At 72.3% G+C, this 17,706-nt stretch carries 12 protein-coding genes; 6 read left to right on the top strand and 6 right to left on the bottom strand.

The annotated features are described in order from the left end of the window. Positions 1-110: 110 nt before the first annotated feature. Positions 111-1,907 carry a ThuA domain-containing protein gene (locus M1203_RS08485; RefSeq protein WP_374402418.1) on the bottom strand — a complete coding sequence of 599 codons (1,797 nt, stop codon included), beginning with the start codon at positions 1,905-1,907 and terminating at the stop codon, positions 111-113. A gap of 500 nt (positions 1,908-2,407) precedes the next feature. Between M1203_RS08485 and M1203_RS08480 the strand changes: the two genes are divergently transcribed. The 3 genes from M1203_RS08480 (at position 2,408) to M1203_RS08470 (ending at position 8,316) form a co-directional block, all read left to right on the top strand. Further along, complete coding sequence (locus M1203_RS08480; RefSeq protein WP_249948916.1) at positions 2,408-5,272, top strand: BTAD domain-containing putative transcriptional regulator; 2,865 nt, start codon at positions 2,408-2,410, stop codon at positions 5,270-5,272. Positions 5,273-5,367: 95 nt separating this feature from the next. Next, the gene (locus M1203_RS08475) at positions 5,368-7,203 is read left to right on the top strand and encodes an AfsR/SARP family transcriptional regulator (protein ID WP_249948915.1); all 1,836 of its coding nucleotides are present in this window, start codon (positions 5,368-5,370) and stop codon (positions 7,201-7,203) included. 168 nt (positions 7,204-7,371) lie between these two features. After that, a complete protein-coding gene (locus M1203_RS08470; protein ID WP_249948914.1) occupies positions 7,372-8,316 on the top strand; it encodes a helix-turn-helix domain-containing protein in 945 nt (314 codons plus the stop codon). 190 nt (positions 8,317-8,506) lie between these two features. On the opposite strand, the gene M1203_RS08465 is transcribed toward M1203_RS08470, so the two are convergent. The 4 genes from M1203_RS08465 to M1203_RS08450 all read right to left on the bottom strand — a co-directional run bounded on the left by M1203_RS08465 (position 8,507) and on the right by M1203_RS08450 (position 12,470). Then, a complete protein-coding gene (locus M1203_RS08465) occupies positions 8,507-9,244 on the bottom strand; it encodes a YoaK family protein (RefSeq protein ID WP_249948913.1) in 738 nt (245 codons plus the stop codon). Next, the gene (locus tag M1203_RS08460; protein WP_249948912.1) at positions 9,225-9,749 is read right to left on the bottom strand and encodes a DoxX family protein; all 525 of its coding nucleotides are present in this window, start codon (positions 9,747-9,749) and stop codon (positions 9,225-9,227) included. The genes M1203_RS08465 and M1203_RS08460 overlap by 20 nt, the downstream gene beginning before the upstream one ends. Positions 9,750-9,793: 44 nt before the next feature. Next, the gene (locus M1203_RS08455) at positions 9,794-10,456 is read right to left on the bottom strand and encodes a hydrolase (protein WP_249948911.1); all 663 of its coding nucleotides are present in this window, start codon (positions 10,454-10,456) and stop codon (positions 9,794-9,796) included. Positions 10,457-10,589: 133 nt separating this feature from the next. After that, a complete protein-coding gene (locus M1203_RS08450) occupies positions 10,590-12,470 on the bottom strand; it encodes an amidohydrolase (RefSeq protein WP_249948910.1) in 1,881 nt (626 codons plus the stop codon). A 377-nt stretch (positions 12,471-12,847) separates the two neighbouring features. On the opposite strand from M1203_RS08450, the gene M1203_RS08445 reads away from it, so the two are divergent. Then, a complete protein-coding gene (locus tag M1203_RS08445; RefSeq protein ID WP_249949077.1) occupies positions 12,848-13,834 on the top strand; it encodes an alpha/beta hydrolase in 987 nt (328 codons plus the stop codon). Between the two features lie 19 nt (positions 13,835-13,853). Beyond that, positions 13,854-14,567 (top strand): alpha/beta fold hydrolase, encoded by a 714-nt coding sequence (locus M1203_RS08440; protein ID WP_249948909.1) that lies wholly within the window; start codon positions 13,854-13,856, stop codon positions 14,565-14,567. A 57-nt stretch (positions 14,568-14,624) separates the two neighbouring features. Here the strand turns inward: M1203_RS08440 and M1203_RS08435 are convergent, their stop codons facing one another. Further along, positions 14,625-15,836: a low temperature requirement protein A gene (locus M1203_RS08435; protein ID WP_249948908.1), complete on the bottom strand. Its 1,212-nt coding sequence runs from the start codon at positions 15,834-15,836 to the stop codon at positions 14,625-14,627. A gap of 437 nt (positions 15,837-16,273) precedes the next feature. Between M1203_RS08435 and M1203_RS08430 the strand changes: the two genes are divergently transcribed. Further along, complete coding sequence (locus M1203_RS08430) at positions 16,274-17,683, top strand: MFS transporter (protein ID WP_249948907.1); 1,410 nt, start codon at positions 16,274-16,276, stop codon at positions 17,681-17,683. Positions 17,684-17,706: the final 23 nt, after the last annotated feature.

Here is a 17,706-nt window from a genome sequence, read left to right as displayed (position 1 = left end):
GGAACCTCCAGTGGCCGATCGCGGGGTGGGGGGTGCCCGGCGGCCCGGGGCGCGACAGACGTGCTGTCACGCCCCGGGTCGTCCGGGCGGATCGATCGAGTGGTGACTCGTTACTGACTGGTGCCGTACACGGACAGATCCCAGAGGGAGTAGCCGTACTGCGTCGCGCGTGTGGTGCCCTGAACGCGTACGTACCGTCCGGTGCCGCTCACGGCGATCTCGTCGAGACCCCCGTTGCCCGCCGTGACCGTACTGACGGTGCGCCAGATGACGTTGTCCGTCGACGTCAGGACCGTGTACGCCGTGGCGTACGCGGTCTCCCAGTTGAGCCGGACCTGCTGGAGCGCATGGACGCCGCCGAGGTCGACGGTGATCGACTGCGGGTCGGAGTACGCGCTGGCCCAGCGGGTGCCGGAGTCGCCGTCCACCGCGTTGGCACCCACATGCGTGCTGCCCGGCTCGACGCTGGTGACCGTGACGGGCCTGCCCCGCGCCAGATCGGTGGCCGGCGCGCCGTCCTGCTTGATACGGACGTTGCGGTAGTTGATGTCCAGGCCCGCGCCGTCGTTCTGGAGCCCTATGTGCCCGAGGGCGATGTCACGGTTGCTGGTGTAGTCGTTGATCTTGACGCCGTTGAGCCAGATCTCGACGTGCCGGCCGTGCACCGCGATCTCGTAACTGTTCCAGGTCCCGGGCGGGTTGAGCGCCGCCGCCCGCGCGGCCGTGTCGGGAGCCTGGAAGCTGTAGACGCTCCCCGTGGTGCGGGTCGGGTCGCCGTCGGACGCGTCGATCTGGATCTCGTGGCCGAGGTCGACCGGCTTCCAGGGATCGCCCTGCGGGTCGGGGAAGCCGATGAAGACGCCGCCGTTGTCGTCGCCCGGCATCATCCAGTCGGCCTTGAGCGAGTAGTTGGCGAACGGGGTCACCGGATACCAGAGCAGGCCCATGCCACCGATCGAGGAGAGCGTGCCGTCGGCGAGGCTGAAACTGCCCGCGCCCGCCTGCCGCCACTTGTCGAGGCTGGCCTGGCTGCCGTCGAACAGCGGCGTGTAGCCGGTCTCCGGACGGCAGTCGGCGGCCTTGGCGCGCGCCGCGGTCTGGATGCCGCCGAGGAGCATGGTGGTGAAGGCGGGGTCCGCGTACGACTCCTCGGTGTGGCCGAGCCCGGTGTACCAGGACCGTCCGCCCCGGTAGTCCTGGCACCAGGTGATCGGATGATCGCCCATGGTGCCTCCGGAGTACGACGTCTCGTCCAGGCTCGCGAGCACCTTCACCGCCGAGCGCGGATTGGCGCGGTAGTTGTACCACTCGTCGGTGCGGGTCCAGCGCTGCGGCAGATGCGAGGTGGAGACGGACGCGCGGTCCTCGACCGTGACGGTGGCCCGCTGGGTGGCGGGGTGCGAGGCGAAGTACGCGCCGACGAGCCCGCCGTACCAGGGCCAGTCGTACTCGGTGTCGGCCGCGGCGTGCACACCGACGTAACCGCCGCCGTTCGCGACATACGACTCGAAGGCGGTCTGCTGCGCGGGGTTCAGCACATCGCCGGTGGTGGAGAGCCAGATCACCGCCTGGTACTGCGCCAGGTTGGCGGCGGTGAACGCGCCCGCGTCCTCCGTGGCGGTGACGGTGAACCCGTTGGCCGCGCCGAGCTTCTGGACGGCGGCGATTCCGGCCGGGATGGCCGAGTGCCGGAATCCGGCGGTCTTGGAGAAGACCAGGACCTTGGTGAGGGGCGCGGCAGCACCGGCCGGGGCGCGGGTCCCGGCCTGGGCACCGGCCCGGGTCTGGGCCACGGCCGGGTCGGCGGTCGAGGCGGGCGCCGCCTCGGCGGGCGGGGCCTGCGGTACGGCGACGAGCGACATGGCCGCCAGAACGAGCGCGATCAGGGCGCGGGACACAGTGCGCACTATCCGGTCCTCTCTCGGGGAGCGCGAGGGCGCTGGCTGAGCGAAGCGGTCATTTGCGACGAGATGGCGGCGCCGTCAGGCGTAGTGAACATCGGAGGTCTAGGGGGGTCAAGGGTCGGCGCTGAACTATCCGAAGATTAGTTTTTGTCCATGACAAAATGTCCCCCTTGCCCTCTCCCCTGGCGGGGACAGCCCTCAACGGCAGTGCGGGGCACGCGAATCGGCCGGCACGATTGATCGGATCTTCACCGCCCGCCGGTACTGCGCGGCAGTTCGGGCTCGAACACTGCCGCCGACCGGGCATCTTGTCCGGGACAGTCTCGGTTCTTGTCTGTGAGCGCCCTGTGGCCGCGGCGCGAAATGGCCTCTGTGGTCCGGTGATCGGGGTCACGGACGACCGGAGCCCGCTCCGGTCGTCAAGTCCGGTAACACTGAGGTACCAACCGCTTGACGTACGGTTGAGGGTCTTGACACTGGCGTTCCGAGAGGAGACTGAACGAGTGGAACCAGTGCGGTTCGCGGTCCTGGGGCCGGTCCAGGTCTGGAGGGCGGGCAGGGAGCTGAGTCTCGGTCGCCCTCAGGAGCGAGCACTGCTGGCCCTGTTGCTGGTCCGGGCGGGACAGCCCGTCCCGGTGAGCGATCTGGTCGCCGCGCTCTGGGGTACCCGGCCGCCGCACAGCGCCGTCAACGTGATTCGCCGCCATGTCGGCTCGCTGCGCCGACTGCTGGAGCCCGGCCTCCCGGTGCGGGCGGCCGGACGCTGGCTGGTCCGGGCTTCCGGTGGCTACCAGCTGATGACGGACCCCGACACCCTGGACCTGCTGGAGTTCCGGCGGCTGTGCGAGGCGGCCCGGCAGGTCGCGGGTGAGACCCCGCCGACGCGGACGCTGGACCTCTTCACCGAGGCGCTGGGGCTGTGGCGCGGACCGGTGGCGGCCGGACTCGCCCCCGAGACCCGGGCACACCTGCCGCTGGACGCGCTGGCCCACGAGCGCCTCATGGCCGTACGTGAAGCCGCGGACGCGGCGGTCGCGGCCGGCCTGCCCGGCGCCGTTCTCCCCGAACTGCGCAAGGCCGCGGCGGACCACCCACTGGACGAGCCGGTCCAGGCCCGGCTGATTCTCGCCCTGGGGGCCACCGGCCGGCGTACGGAGGCGCTGAGCACCCACGAGACGGTCTCGGCACGGCTCGCGACCGAACTGGGCATCGACCCCGGGCCCGAACTCCTCGACGTGCACCGCGCGGTGCTCCTGGACGCCCTTCCCACCGCACCGCCCACCGCGGCCGCGTCCTGGTCACGGGCGCCCCTCCTGCCCTCCCCCGCCCAACTGCCGCACGACCTGCCCACGTTCATCGGACGCCGGGCCGAGCTGGAGCGGGCGTTCACACTCTGCACCAACGACGCCGGCGCACCCGGTACGGCGACGATCGCGGCGATCAGCGGTATGGCGGGCGTCGGCAAGAGCACCTTCGCCGTGCACCTGGCCCACCGGATCGCCGAGCGGTTCCCCGACGGTCAGCTCTATATGAACCTGCGCGGATACGACCCCTCCGGCGCGGTTGTGCGGTCGGAGGACGCCGTACGCGGCTTTCTGGACGCGCTGGGCGTGCCGCCCGAACGCATCCCGCGCTGCCCGGACGCACAGGCCGGGCTCTACCGCAGTGTGCTGGCCGGCCGGCGCGTCCTCGTAGTGCTGGACAACGCCCACGACACCGAGCACGTACGTCCGCTGCTGCCCGGAACCCCTGGCTGTCTCACCCTCGTCACCAGCCGCAACGAGCTGTCCGGGCTGGTCGCCGCGCACGGTGCCCACCCGCTGGCCCTGCCACCGTTCGGCGACAAGGAGGCGCGGAGCCTGCTCGCCCATCGCCTCGGCACCGACCGCGTCACGGCCGAACCCCGGGCCGTGGACGAGTTCATCCGGCGCTGCGCGGGCCTGCCCCTGGCGCTGACCTGCGTCGCCGCCCGCGCCGCCGCCCATCCTCGTTTTCCGCTGTCCACCATCGCCGCCGAACTGCGTGAGGCGCACGGCAGTCTCGACGCCTTCGCCATGCCCGACGTCTCCGTTGACGTCGGCACCGTCTTCTCGTGGTCCTCCAATGCCCTGTCCACCGAGGCCGCCCGTCTCTTCCGGCTCCTCGCCCTGCACCCCGGACCGGACTTCACCGCGTCGGCGGCGTCCGTCCTCGCCGGTCGTCCGGTACGGCCGAGCAGACTGCTGCTCACGGAACTCGTCGGTGCCCATCTGATCACCGAGCACGCGCCAGGCCGCTACGCCTTCCACGATCTGCTGCGCGCCCACGCGGCCGAACTGCTCCACGCCCAGCACCCCGAGACGGAACTCCGGGAGGCCGCGCACCGGCTGTACGGGCACTACGCGACCACCGCCCACGCCGCCCGCGGGCTGCTGGCGCCCGCCGCCGACCCCGTACCCGATCCGCCGTCCGCCCCTCCCCAGGGCGCACCGTCCGACGACCGGAGCGCCCTGGCGTGGCTGTCCGCCGAGTACGCCGTGCTGCTCGCCGTCGTCGCCGCGGCCACCGCGTCCGGCCACGACCGGCTCGCGTGCACACTGGTCTGGTCCCTGGAGCCGTTCTTCGACCGCCGAGGCCACTGGCACGACGGGCTGGCCGCCCATCGCACCGCGCTCGACCTGGCCCAGCGCCTGGACGATCCGCGGACAACAGCCCGAGCCCTGCGCGGACTGGCTCGCGCCGAGAGCCGGTTGGGCCTGCACGAGCAGTCCCGGCCACGCCTCGCGGCCGCCCTGGAACTGGCCATCGGGCTGAACGACGACATCGGCCGCGCCAACGCCCACCGCAGCCTCGGCTGGGAGAGCGACCAGCAGGGCGACACCGCCGGCGCACTGCGCCACAACCAGCTGGCGCTCGGCCTGTTCACCGCCGCCGGGCACCAGGCGGGACTGGCCTCCGTGCTGAACTCCGTCGGCTGGTATCACGCCCGGCTGGGGCAGTACCGGGAGGCACTGAGCCACTGCTTCCGGGCGCTGACCATGCTCCAGGATCTGGGCGACCGCTACGGAGAGGCCGCCACCTGGGACAGCATCGCCTACGCCCACCACCATCTCGGGCGCCACCCGCAGGCCCTCGTCGGCTACCGCAACGCGCTCCTCCTCTACCGTGAGCTGGGAGTGCCGTATCTGGAGGCCGAGACGCTGAACCGGATGGGCGACACCCATCTCGCGACCGGTGGCATCGAGGCCGCCCGCGACTCCTGGGAGGAGGCCCTCGTCCTCTTCACCGAGCTGGGCCATCCCTTCGCCGACGAGGTGAGCGCGCGGCTCGACGAACAGCGCTGCCGACAGGCGGAGGACCACCTGACAGGCACCGGCGGGAGCATCTGACGGACTTCCCCTTGTCCGGCCGCGCACATGATGTGGCCCGTGGGCGCACACCGCGCCCGTGGTGTCGAACGCGTCCTACTCTTTCGGAGAACGGGGTGGGCAGGGCCCGCCCGGCCCGGGACGGAGAGCTGGCGGCGATGGTGCGGTTCGAGGTGCTGGGACCCCTGCGGGTATGGCGCGGGGAGAGCGAACTCGACCTCGGATTCCCGCAGCAGCGCGCTCTGCTCGCCCTGCTTCTGGTGCGGAGCGGCCGGCCCGTGCCGCTCGGCGAGATCGTCGAGGTGCTGTGGTCCGGAAGGCCCCCGGCGACCGCGGCGAACGTGGTGCGGCGGTACGCGGTCTCCCTGCGCAGGCTGCTGGAACCGGGCCTGCCGCCGCGTACTCCAGGACGACGTGTGCTGCGACGCGGCGGCGGATACCTGCTGGCCGCCGAGCCCGCCGAGGTCGACCTGCTGCGCTTCCGGGACCTGGTCAAGCGGGGCACCCAGCAGGTCGCGGCCGGGCGACCGGAGGACGCGGTACGGGAATTCACCGACGCGCTGAGCCAGTGGCGCGGAACGGTCGCCCAGGGGGTGCCCGAGGCGGCCCGCGCCCACCCGCGGTTCGCGGGCGTGAACCGTGAGATCGTCCATGCGACGGTCACCGCGGCCGATCTCGCGCTGGGCCACGGCGGCGCGGCACGGATCCTGCCCAGCGTCAGGAAAGCCCTCGCTCTCGACCCCCTGAACGAGTCCTTGCACGCCCGGTTGGTCCTCTGCCTGGCGGCGTGCGGGGCGCAGACGGACGCGCTCGCCGCGTACGAGACCGTCCGCCGCCGGCTCGCCGCCGACCTGGGCGTCGTCCCCGGCGCAGAACTGGGCGAGGCCCACACCCGGGTCCTGCGCCGGCAGGTACGGCAGCCGGGCCGCCCCGTGGCCTCGTACGCCAGACCCGCCCAGTTGCCCCCCGACCTCACCGTGTTCTCCGGCCGCGCGGCCGCACTCGCCGCGCTGACCGAGGCGGCCGACGCCGCCGACACCGCGGCCGGTGTCGCGGCGACCGTCGTCGTCGGCGGCATGCCCGGGGTCGGCAAGAGCGCGCTCGCGGTGCGCTGGGCCCATGAGGCCGCCGCCCGCTTCCCGGACGGCCAGCTCCACGTCGAGCTGGGGGGCTTCGACCCGGTCCGGCGCCCGCTCGACCCGGCGGAGGCGCTGCGGGGCATGCTCGTGTCGCTCGGCGTACCCGCCGGCCGGCTGCCGGACACCGAGGACGCGCTGGCCGGCCTCTACCGCGACCTGATGGCCGGCCGCCGCGCCCTCGTCGTCCTCGACGACGCCGCTGGACCCGAGCAGGTGCGTCGACTGCTGCCCTCCACACCGGGATGCCTCGCCCTGGTCACCAGCAGGCAGGCGCTGCCCGCGCTGATCTCCTGCGGCGCCCGCCCGCTGAGGCTGGAGCCACCGTCCGCGCATGAGGCGGAGGAATTGCTCGCGCGGCGGATCGGCGCCGAGCGGGCGGCCGGTGAACCCGTGGCGGTCCGCGAGATCGCGGCCCGCTGCGGAAACCTTCCGCTGGCGCTGGCCGCCACCGCCGCCCGCGCCGTCGGCCGCCACCATTTCCCGCTGGCGGCCCTCGCCGGGGAGCTCCGGGCGGGCAGCGGGCTGGACGCGTTCCCCGCCGGTGTCCGTGCCGCGTTCCTGCGCTCCTACCAGGCGCTGCCGCCCGAGCACGCCGAGCTCTTCCGGCTGCTGTCCCGGCACCCCGGCCCCCGGATCACGCCGGCCTCGGCCGCGGCACTCACCCGACGGCCCGCCGTCGAGGTCCACGCCCGCCTGGGAGAACTGGCCGACGGCCACCTCCTCACCGAGGAGGAGCCCGCCCGTTACACCCTCCACCCGTTGCTGTGGTCGCTCGCCGATGAGCTGGCCGAGGAGCACACCGCGGCCCGGTGACATTCCGCGTCACTTTTCTTGCACACCCGCCTGCCTACGCTCCGGGCGGAGTGGACGACGTCCCCCTCAGGCGCCGCCCCGCGGGCTCACACCGGTGAACCCGTGGGGCCACGAGGTGCCCCACTCCAGGTCACCCAGTTCCAACCGGCCTCGGAGGCACGGCAGACGATGTCCCACACCACCACCGTTCCCCGGTCCGATGAGCGGGCCCCTTCCCGGCAGGCGGTGACGCGCCGGATGCCCTTGGGCCCGGACATCGTCATCACGGACGCCGCCCCGGCCACCCTGCCGCGGACCGCCAGGCCCCTCGGCGACACCGCGACGGACCTCGTCGGGCGTCCGGTTCGACTCGTCGCACGGGACAGTGGCGAGTACCTCTTCGTGGGCGTGCACGGGAGCGTCACACCCTGTCTGCAGCCCCCGGCCGAGATCGCCCTCGACCCCGGTGACATCTGCTTCTACGACGCCCACCAGCCGACATCGCTCGACTTCCCCGACGTGTTCCGCGCCAAGGTGTTCCTCGTGCCGCGTACCTCGCTCGGCCTCGCGGAGCCGGTCCTGCACGGGCTCAACCGCTCGCCCGTGACCCGCGGCTCGCGGCTTGGCGCTCTGCTGTCGCCGTTCCTCTCCGGGCTCGCCGACACCGCGGCGCACCGCGAGCCCACCGTCGGCGAGACACTCGTGCGAGACGCGGTGAACCTGCTGGCCACGGCCGCCGCCGAGCAACTGGACGGTGAGGAACCGGAGAGCTGCGGCGCCGAGCTGACGCTGCTGCCCCGGATCCTGGACCACATCGACGTGCACCTGACCGACGCCGAACTCTCGCCCGAGAGGATCGCCGAGGCCAACCACATCTCCGTCCGCTATCTGCACAAGCTGTTCCAGGAGCAGGATCTGACCGTCAGCCGCTGGATACAGCGCCGCCGTCTGGAGGAGTGCCGCCGCGAGCTGCGGCGGCGCGGCGGATCGCAGCCGACGATCGCGGCCGTCGCGGGCCGCTGGGGCTTCATCAGCGCTCCCCACTTCAGCCGGGTGTTCCGGGCCGCGTACGGGATGTCGCCCAGCGAGTGGCGCGACACGTCCGGCCGGGGCGCCGGCACCGTGGAGGGCTGAGTCCCGCGGACGGAGACGCGGACGGGCGGCCGGACCCGAGAGGCCGGCCGCCCGTCCACGGCGGGGAGATCGGTCAGGAAGGCGGGCGCGTCCACGACGTACCGTCGGCCGACAAGCGGTACGCCGCCAGCGATGTGCCGACGACANCGGACCCGAGAGGCCGGCCGCCCGCCCACGGCGGGGAGATCGGTCAGGAAGGCGGGCGCGTCCACGACGTACCGTCGGCCGACAAGCGGTACGCCGCCAGCGATGTGCCGACGACAAGCAGCAGGATCAGGCCCAGCAGCGGAACGAACAGGTCGTACTCGATGAGGACGGCTCCCACCAGCGCGCCGAGGAACATGGCCAGCACGGACATGATCCGCCGCCCGGGGCGGGGGGCCTTGCCGCCGGCCGTGGTGGAGTCGGCGGCAAGCCCCGTCAAGGTCAGCGTCAGGACGGTCGTGGTGAGGTCCGGGACGCCGAGTCGCCGGGCGACCGCGTTCTGGGCGCCCATCGCCACTCCCAGGAACACGATCAGGGTGTACCGGACCGCGGTGGTGACCTCGCCGCCGGTGCTCGCGGCGGCGATGACGGCGACGCTGACCAGGACCGCCTGCACCGCGGTCATCGCGGCCAGCAGCCGTCCTCGGTTCCCGGCGAACCGGATGCCCAGGCGGCCCCCGGCGAGCGCCCCCGCCAGGAACGCCGTCAGCGACACGACCGAGGCGAGCGCGGACAGCCCGTCGGCGCCGGTGAGGGCGAAGCCGAGGAAGACCACGTTGCCGGTCATATTGGCCACGAACACCTTGCCGAGCCCCAGATAACTCACCGCGTCCACCAGCCCGGTGATCAGGGTCAGGGTCAGCATCAGCGGCGGCAGCGGGCCGTGGATGTCGTCCCGCGGCGGGACCAGCGTCCGGTAGGCGTCAGTCAGCAGTGCGCGCATGGCGAACCCCTCCCGGTGCGGCCGGCGGACGGTACAGCACGGCACGTGTGAGCAGACCGCTCAGCGGTCCGGCCACGATCGCGGCGACAGCGATCCACAGCGGCCAGGGCGTCAGGCCGAGGGCCTGGTCGAGGGACCAGCGGCCCGGCCCGGTCAGCGCCAGCGAAGCCGCCACGACGACGAGGACCAAGGGGTACTCGTATCCGTCGTGCTGCACCCACAGGCCCTTGGACCATTTGACGGTGCCCGCGACCGTCATCACGCCCATGGCGGCCGTCGCCGCCAGCGGGGTCAGCAGCCCCGCGGACAGGAACAGGCCGGCCCCGATCTGGCTGCCTCCCGCGACAACGGCGGTCAGCCGGCCGCCCCGGAACCCGTCGCGGCGGAACTCCTCCGTACCGCCCGCCAATCCCTCGCCGCCCAGCAGGTGGCTCACCTTCTGCACCCCGTGACCGGCGATGAGCAGTCCCACCACCAGCCGCAGGAGCAACAGTCCAGCATCCATCGTTCTTTCGCCCGTTCCTGGTTCGGAGTCGCGTGAACCGGAGGTCAGCCGGCGGCATGCTCGCCGATGACGGCCTGCGCGTAGACGACCCCGAGGCCGTAGGCGCCGCCGTGCTCCTTCACCAGGTCCGTCACCGCCTGGTACGTCTCCGTCCGTGCCCAGTCGCGCTGGAGTTCCAGCAGCACCTGCACCCAGGTGACCGGCACCGCACCGCCGGTCACCATCCGCTGGAGGGCGTGCTCGTGGGCCTCGGGGCTGACACCGCCCGACGCGTCGGCGACCACATAGACCTCGTAGCCCTGGGAGAGCGCGGAGAGCACGGGCCCGACCACACAGACCTCGGTCCACAGACCGGCTATGACCAGTTTGGGGCGGCCGGTCGCCTTGACCGCCTCGACGAAGGCTTCGTCCTCCCAGGCGTTCATCGTGGTGCGATCGATGATCTCGTTGCTCGGGGCGAGCGCGGCGAGCTGCGGCAGGATCGGCCCGGAGAACGACTCGGCGGCCACCGTGCTCAACACCATGGGCACACCGAAGATCTGGGCCGCCTTGGCGAGGCCCACGGTCGCGTTGATGATCGCGGTGCGGTCGCCACTGCCCGTGGCGAAGAACATCTGGGGCTGGTGGTCCACCAGGAGCACCGCACAGTTGTCGGGAGTCAGCAGGTCCGGGCCAGGAGTCGCGGTGACCTCGGCGATGTCGACCATGAGGGTCAGCCTTTCCGTGGGAGGTTGTGGCGCGGACCGCTGTCCGCGCCGCGGTAACACCGTCCGGTGGACGGCGGCTTGTGGGGTGGGGGCCCGGCAGGGGGCATCGGGTGGCGAGTCGCCCCGCCAGGGGTCAGAGGGCGAAGCAGGGGTCGAAGAACGCGTCCGCCGGGTCGGGGGCGAGCCCGCGGTCCGCGCGCCACAGCCGGTGCCGCTCGGACTCCGCGACGGCGTCGCCGACCAGTCGCGCCTGCCGTACGCCGGGGACCGGCACTGGCCTGCCGGACTGGTAGCCGCCGTAGTGCGCCACGGGGCTCCAGCCGGGGCGGACCGCGGGCAGCGCCTCGTCCAGGCCCTCGTACTCGGCGGCGGCGTACACGATCCGGCCGCCGGTGACGGTCAGCAGCGACTCGATATGGGCGATGTCCGGTTCGGCGACCGCGAAGTAGTCCTCCGACAGCACGGCGAGATCCGCGTAACAGCCCGGTCGCAGCGTGCCCTTGACGTTCTCCTCGCCGGTCAGCACGGCGCCCGCACGCGTGAACATCTCCAGCGCCGTGGTCCGGTCCACCCGGTTCGACGGCGGGCGCAGCGCCGCACCGCCGAGGGTACGACCACTGACCAGCCAGTGCAGGGCCACCCATGGGTTGTAGGTGGAGACCCGGGTGGCATCCGTACCCGCGGCCACGGTCAGTCCGCGTTGGAGCATCTCGCGCAGCGGCGGGGCGTCCGCGGCGGCGCCGGGGCCGTAGCGGCGCAGGAACGCCTCGCCCTGGAACGACAGCCGGTTCTGCACGGACATCGCGCCGCCCAGGGCGACGATCCGGTCCAGGCTGTCCGCCGAGACGGTCTCCGCGTGGTCGAACAGCCAGCGGTTGCCTGCCGGGAACAGGCCCTCGGCGGCGAGCTTTTCGAAGACCGTGAGATCGCGGCGGATGGTCTCGTCGTATGTCGCGTGCAGCCTGAAACCCCAGCCGTGCTCCATGAGCATCCGCACCGCCTTTTCGAACTCGACCTCGTAGTGGGCGAGTTCGGGCCGGGGCTGGGCGAAGTTCTCGAAGTCCGCCGCCGCCCAGGTGAGGTTCTCGCCCGCGCCGTTGAGCCGCAGCCAGGCGTCCCCGTCACCGGGGCGGATCAGCTCGATCCAGCGCGCGAGATCGTCCAGCTCCTGACCCGCGGTCTGGGGGAAGAGGTGGTAGGCGATCCGCAGCGACAGCCTGCCCTCGGCGGCCAGTTCCACGACGGTGGAGTAGTTCTCGGGGAAGTTCTGGAACCCGCCCGCGGCGTCGATGGCGGACGTGAGCCCGAACCGGTTGAGTTCCCGCAGGAAGTGCCGCGTCGAGGTCTTGCGATCCTCGCCCTCCAGCACCGGCGCCTTGGCGAGCGTCGAGTAGAGGATGAGCGCGCTGGGGGCCGCCAGCAGCATGCCCGTCGGCTCCCCGTCCCGGCCGCGCACGATCTGCCCGCCCCTCGGCTCCGGTGTGTCCTTGCCGAAGCCGGCGGCCTTCAGCGCGGCCCGGTTGAGCACGGCCGACTGGTAGAGGTGCAGCACGAACACCGGGGTGTCGGGGGCCGCCGCGTTCAGTTCGGCCACGGTCGGCAGCCGGCGCTCGGCGAACTGCTCGGCGGACCACCCGCCGACCACCCGCACCCACTGTCCCTTCGGCGTCCGCGCGGCCTGTTCGCGCAGCATGGCGAGTCCCTGCCGCAGCGAACGCACACCGTCCCAGCGCAGCTCCAGCACATAGTTGAGGCCGCCGCGGATCACATGCAGATGCGCGTCGTTGAGACCGGGGACCATCCGCCTGCCGAGGGCGTCGATCACCGTGGTCCGCGTGCCGACGTGCGGGGCCACGTCCTTGTCGTCACCGACGACCGTGATCACGCCGTCCCGGACGGCGAGCGCCTCCGCCTGCGGGCGGCGCGGATCGGCGGTGTGGACGGTCGCGTTGCGCACGACGAGATCGGCGGCGTCCTTGTCATCGGCTCGCGGCACGAGCCCGCCGACGGGCATGGGTGACACCTCGGGCAACCCCCTTCGGGAAGTGGACGCACGTGACCTTCGAGGCGACGCGCGGCGCTGGTCTCCGCCGCACGAACTGGGCGGCCTCCGGCGGGAACTGTGTCTGCCGGCCCGACCGACGTTAGGCCGGGCGGGCCGCGATGCTTTCCCGCGCGTGCACTGGAACGGTCCTCGCAGCGCACTGGCGCGAGCGTCGCCTCGGGGGGCGCGTTCCGTGCGCCGGGGGAGCAGTACGGGTTCGCTGGCGGGCAACGCGCCCGGGGTACGCGGATCTAGCGTGCGAGCGACGGCACCGGGCGCACCGCGTTCCCGCGTGCCCCCACGCCGGAGGGCCCGGCGTGCTGTCGTACGACCTCTGGGAGCAGCAGATGACCGAAGCCGAGGAGCCGGTCCGGCCGGTGGTGCTGGAGCCGGCGGCGGCCGCGTTCGTGAAGGCGACCGCGGACCCGCCCTACCTGTTCGAACTGACGCCCGCCGAGGGCCGCGAGGCGGTGGACGAGGCGCAGTCCGGTGATGTGGCCAAGCCGGACGTCGACGAGGAGTGGATCGACGTCACCGGCGGTCCCACGGGCAGTGTCCGCACCCGGATCGTCAAACCCGCGGGTACGACCGGGTCGCTGCCGGTGATCCTCTACCTGCACGGCGCGGGCTGGGTGTTCGGCAACGCGCACACCCACGACCGCCTGGTGCGCGAACTGGCGGTCGGCGCGGGGGCGGCGGTGGTCTTCCCCGAGTACCACCTGTCGCCGGAGGCACGCTACCCCGTGGCGATCGAGCAGAACTACGCCGTGGCGCGGTGGATCGCCGCCGAGGGCGCCACGAAGGGTCTCGACGGCTCACGGCTGGCGGTGACCGGGGATTCGGTCGGCGGGAACATGGCCGCGGCGCTGACCTTGATGGCCAAGGACCGCGGCGGGCCCGGGCTGGTCCAACAGGTGCTGTTCTACCCGGTCACCGACGCCGGTTTCGACACCGGTTCCTACCACCGGTTCGCGAGCGGCTACTTCCTGCGCCGGGACGGGATGCGGTGGTTCTGGGACCAGTACACCACCGATCCGGCCGAGCGGGCGCGGATCACCGCCTCGCCGCTGCGGGCGACAATCCGGCAACTGGCCGGGCTGCCGCCCGCGCTGATCATCACCGCCGAGGCGGATGTGCTGCGCGACGAGGGCGAGGCGTACGCCAACAAGCTGCGCCAGGCGGGCGTGGCGGTGACCGCCGTGCGGTTCCAGGGCATCATCCACGACTTCGTGATGCTCGACGCACTGCGCGGGACACACGCCGCCGAGGCCGCGATCACCCTGGCCGTCACCACCCTGCGCACCGCACTGCACACCGCGCCGCACATCGACTGAACCACGAGGAGACACACTCATGAGCACACCCACGGTCGTTCTGGTCCACGGCGCGTTCGCCGACGCCGCGAGCTGGTCCGCTGTCATCGCCGAACTCCAGCAACGCGGCATCACCGTCGCGGCCCCGGCCAACCCGCTGCGCGGACTGGCCTCCGACTCCGCCTATCTCGCCTCCTTCGCCGCGCAGATCGACGGCCCCGTTGTCCTGGTCGGCCACTCCTACGGCGGTGCGCTGATCACCGTCGCCGGGACCGCCGAGAACGTTGTCGCACTGGTCTACGTGGCGGCGTACGTACTGGAGGAGGGCGAGAGCCTCGGCGAACTCCAGGATCGTTTCCCGGCGACCCCGCTGGTCGACAACCTGCGGCAGACCACCTACCCGGTCGAGGGTGGTGCCCCGGCCGTCGAGGTCAGCATCACGACCGAGGCGTTCCCGCGGGTCTTCGCGGCGGATGTGCCCGAGGCCACCGCCCAGGTCCTCGCCGTGACCCAGCGTCCGCTGGCCGCCGGCGCCTTCACCGAGCCGGCCGCCGCGGCGGCGTGGAAGACCAGGCCGTCCTGGGCTCTGGTCGCCGGCGGGGACCACGGGATCAACCCCGAGGTGCAGCGCTTCGGCGCCGAGCGGGCCGGGGCGACGACGGTGGAGGTCGCCAACGCCTCGCACGCCGTCGCCCTCTCCGAGCCGAGAACGGTGGCCGACCTGATCGCCGAGGCCGTGCGGGCGACCGGCTGAGACCCCGCGGCCTCGTGGGCGGGAACGTCGATCCCGCCCACGGGGCCGTTGTCCGGCTCAGGCGGCGGACGGGCCGCCCTCACCGCGACCGACGTGCTCGGGCTCCACCCAGTCCGTCACCACGACCACGACGACGAGCGCCGCCGACAGCAGCCCTGCGGCGAGCGCCGGGGCGGGCAGGAACGCGGCGCCCGGAAGCACCGCGGCCACGGCCGGGTACCCCCACTCGCCCGCCGAACCCCGGCGGTGGGGCCGTATGTGCACGGCCCACACCGTGATCAGGAAGACGGCGAGCGGTACGGTGACGGCGGCCCCGGCGGCCGGGGTGGGTGCCGGACCGTGTCCGGTGAGCAGTTGCGCGTACGCGGCGAGCCCGGCCCCCTCGGCCGCCGCCGACGCGAAGACCAGATAGTGGCCGTACGCCCAGGTGAACCTGCGGCGGTTGACCCGGTGCGTGCCGGCCAGCAGGGTGCGCGCCGGACGCGCGAAGTAGAGCCACCACATGCCGAACACCGTCAGCAGCCCGCCCGTCGCGAGCGCGTAGAGCGCCCCGGAGTCGTGCTCCTGGCCGAACGCCTCCCGTACGGCGGTGGCGGCCGCCGCGACCGACTCACCGAGCACGATGAGCAGGAAGAGCCCGTAGCGCTCGGCGATGTGGCCTGGATGCCACGGTGTCATCCCGGCGGCCTGCGCCCACACGGGCACGGCCGTCTCCGCGATGATCATCGCGACGACACCCGCCGGCCACGCGCGTTCGGGCAGGAACAGCAGCCCCACCCAGCCGGCCTGGCAGACCGCCACCCCGCCGGCGAACCGCAGCGCGGTCCGCCGGTGCCCAGGGTCGGACCGCGCCACGCGAAGCCACAGCGCGGCCAGTGTCGTCCGCAGCAGCAGATAGCCCAGGGTGATCAGGAGCAGGTCACCGTCCGCGAAGGCCCGCGCCACACCGGCCGCGAGGACCAGGGACCCGGCGATCTGGAGCAGCACCGTCAGCCGGTACGGCACGTCGTCGGAGTCATAGGCGGAGGCGAGCCAGGTGAAGTTCATCCACGCCCACCAGACGGTGAAGAACACGACCGCGTAGCGCAGCACACCCGTGGTGTGGTGCCCTTCGGCGATCGCGTGTCCCAGGCCGTGGGACGCCTGCGCCACGGCGATGACGAAGCACAGGTCGAAGAGGAGTTCCAGCGAGGTCGCGGCCCGGTGCGGTTCGCCCGGGTCCCGGCCCGTCATGGCCCGGCGCGCGGCACGCAGCCCTCTCTTGGTCATGGAACTCCTTGTGTCGGCGGGAGAGAGGGACGGCCGCCCGGCCCTCGAACCGGAGCGATGGCGGACGCGCCCCGCCTCCACCCTGGAGACCCGCCGATCCGACGGCTGTCCGTCCGCGCATGGGCGGTTGCCCGGGAACGAACACGGTGAGCGACGGGCCGACCCATGCGCTCTCGGGCAGCGTCATGTGCGCTCACGGACCACCGGCGGGCTCATGAGCAGTCAGCCGCGGCCGCACCAGAAGGGCGCGGTCATCCAGGGGTTCGGGACATCGGAAGGCCAAGCCTCACCCGTCCTCGCGAACATCACGGTCATGGTGGTCGCACGGACAGTAGCTCTTGAAACTATGTGGTCTCGCCACATGTGCCGCTGACCTGCGCGTTTCTACGGTGTGGCGACACACAATCGTCCCCGAGACCCGTCCGGAAGTGGTGACCATGGCTGCCTCGGCAACCGCTCCCCCAACGCCCAGCTCCCTCAAGCGCATCGTCGCCGCCAGCCTCATCGGCACGACCATCGAGTGGTACGACTTCTTCCTCTACGGGTCCGCCGCCGCGCTGGTCTTCAACAAGCTGTTCTTTCCCGAGTCCGATCCGCTCGTCGGGACGCTGCTGTCCTTTCTGACCTACGCCGTGGGCTTCGCCGCACGGCCGCTCGGCGCGCTGGTGTTCGGGCATTACGGTGACCGGATCGGGCGCAAGAAGCTGCTGGTGCTGAGTCTGCTGATGATGGGCGGGGCGACATTCGCCATCGGGCTGATGCCCACGCACGCCACCATCGGTACGGCGGCCCCGGTGCTGCTGACCGTGTTGCGGCTGATCCAGGGGTTCGCGCTCGGTGGTGAGTGGGGCGGGGCCGTGCTGCTGGTGTCCGAGCACGGGGACGCCGAGCGCCGGGGGTTCTGGGCCTCGTGGCCGCAGACCGGGGCGCCGGCAGGGCAACTGCTCGCCACCGGGGTGCTGTCGGCGCTCACGGCGCTGCTCTCCGACGCGGCCTTCACCTCGTGGGGATGGCGCATTCCGTTCCTGCTCTCCGGGGTGCTGGTGCTCGTCGGCCTGTGGATCCGGCTCTCCGTCGATGAATCACCGGTCTTCAAGGAGGCGTTGGCCAGGGCCGAGGAGCGGAAGGCGGCGTCGGCCGCCGAAGCCGCCGCGGAGAAGATGCCGCTCGTCGCCGTCCTGCGCCATCACTGGCGTGATGTGCTGGTGGCGATGGGCGCGCGGATGGCCGAGAACATCAGCTACTACGTGATCACCGCCTTCATCCTCGTGTACGCGACGACCTCGGCGGGGCTGAGCAAGCAGACGGCTCTCAACGCCGTACTCATCGCCTCCGCCGTGCACTTCGCGGTGATCCCCGCCTGGGGCGCGCTGTCGGACCGGATCGGGCGCCGGCCCGTGTATCTGATCGGCGCCGTCGGCGTGGGTGCCTGGATGTTCCCGTTCTTCGCACTGATCGACAGCGCGAGCTTCGGCAATCTGCTCCTGGCCGTCACCGTCGGTCTGGTGCTGCACGGCGCGATGTACGCGCCGCAGGCGGCCTTCTTCTCGGAGATGTTCGCGACCCGGATGCGCTACTCCGGCGCCTCGATCGGCGCGCAGTTCTCCTCGGTCGCGGCCGGTGCTCCGGCGCCGCTCATCGCCACGGCACTGCTCGCCGACTACGACAGCTCGACGCCGATCGCCCTGTATGTGATCGCCGCCGCGCTCCTCACCGTCGTCGCCATCGCGTGTGCCAAGGAGACCCGCCACCGCGATCTGGCCGATGTCGAGGCGGAGCCGGCCCGGACCGGGGTGCCCTCGCCCCGTCGGGCCGATGAAGCCGGTTCCCGCAGGAGCGGCGTTTAGAGGAGTAGATCCGATCAGTCCGA

The organism is Streptomyces sp. 35G-GA-8 (assembly GCF_023534745.1).
Classification (GTDB): Bacteria; Actinomycetota; Actinomycetes; order Streptomycetales; family Streptomycetaceae; genus Streptomyces.
This window is presented reverse-complemented; position numbering and strand designations above follow the sequence as displayed.

What these genes read in the sequence shown, in the direction of transcription:
- M1203_RS08470 (WP_249948914.1), top strand. Translation starts at nt 7,372, where the DNA reads ATGTCCCACACCACCACCGTTCCCCGGTCCGATGAGCGGGCCCCTTCC.
- M1203_RS08465 (WP_249948913.1), bottom strand. Translation starts at nt 9,244, where the DNA reads ATGCGCGCACTGCTGACTGACGCCTACCGGACGCTGGTCCCGCCGCGG.
- M1203_RS08460 (WP_249948912.1), bottom strand. Translation starts at nt 9,749, where the DNA reads ATGGATGCTGGACTGTTGCTCCTGCGGCTGGTGGTGGGACTGCTCATC.
- M1203_RS08455 (WP_249948911.1), bottom strand. Translation starts at nt 10,456, where the DNA reads ATGGTCGACATCGCCGAGGTCACCGCGACTCCTGGCCCGGACCTGCTG.
- M1203_RS08450 (WP_249948910.1), bottom strand. Translation starts at nt 12,470, where the DNA reads ATGCCCGTCGGCGGGCTCGTGCCGCGAGCCGATGACAAGGACGCCGCC.
- M1203_RS08445 (WP_249949077.1), top strand. Translation starts at nt 12,848, where the DNA reads ATGACCGAAGCCGAGGAGCCGGTCCGGCCGGTGGTGCTGGAGCCGGCG.
- M1203_RS08440 (WP_249948909.1), top strand. Translation starts at nt 13,854, where the DNA reads ATGAGCACACCCACGGTCGTTCTGGTCCACGGCGCGTTCGCCGACGCC.
- M1203_RS08435 (WP_249948908.1), bottom strand. Translation starts at nt 15,836, where the DNA reads ATGACCAAGAGAGGGCTGCGTGCCGCGCGCCGGGCCATGACGGGCCGG.
- M1203_RS08430 (WP_249948907.1), top strand. Translation starts at nt 16,274, where the DNA reads ATGGCTGCCTCGGCAACCGCTCCCCCAACGCCCAGCTCCCTCAAGCGC.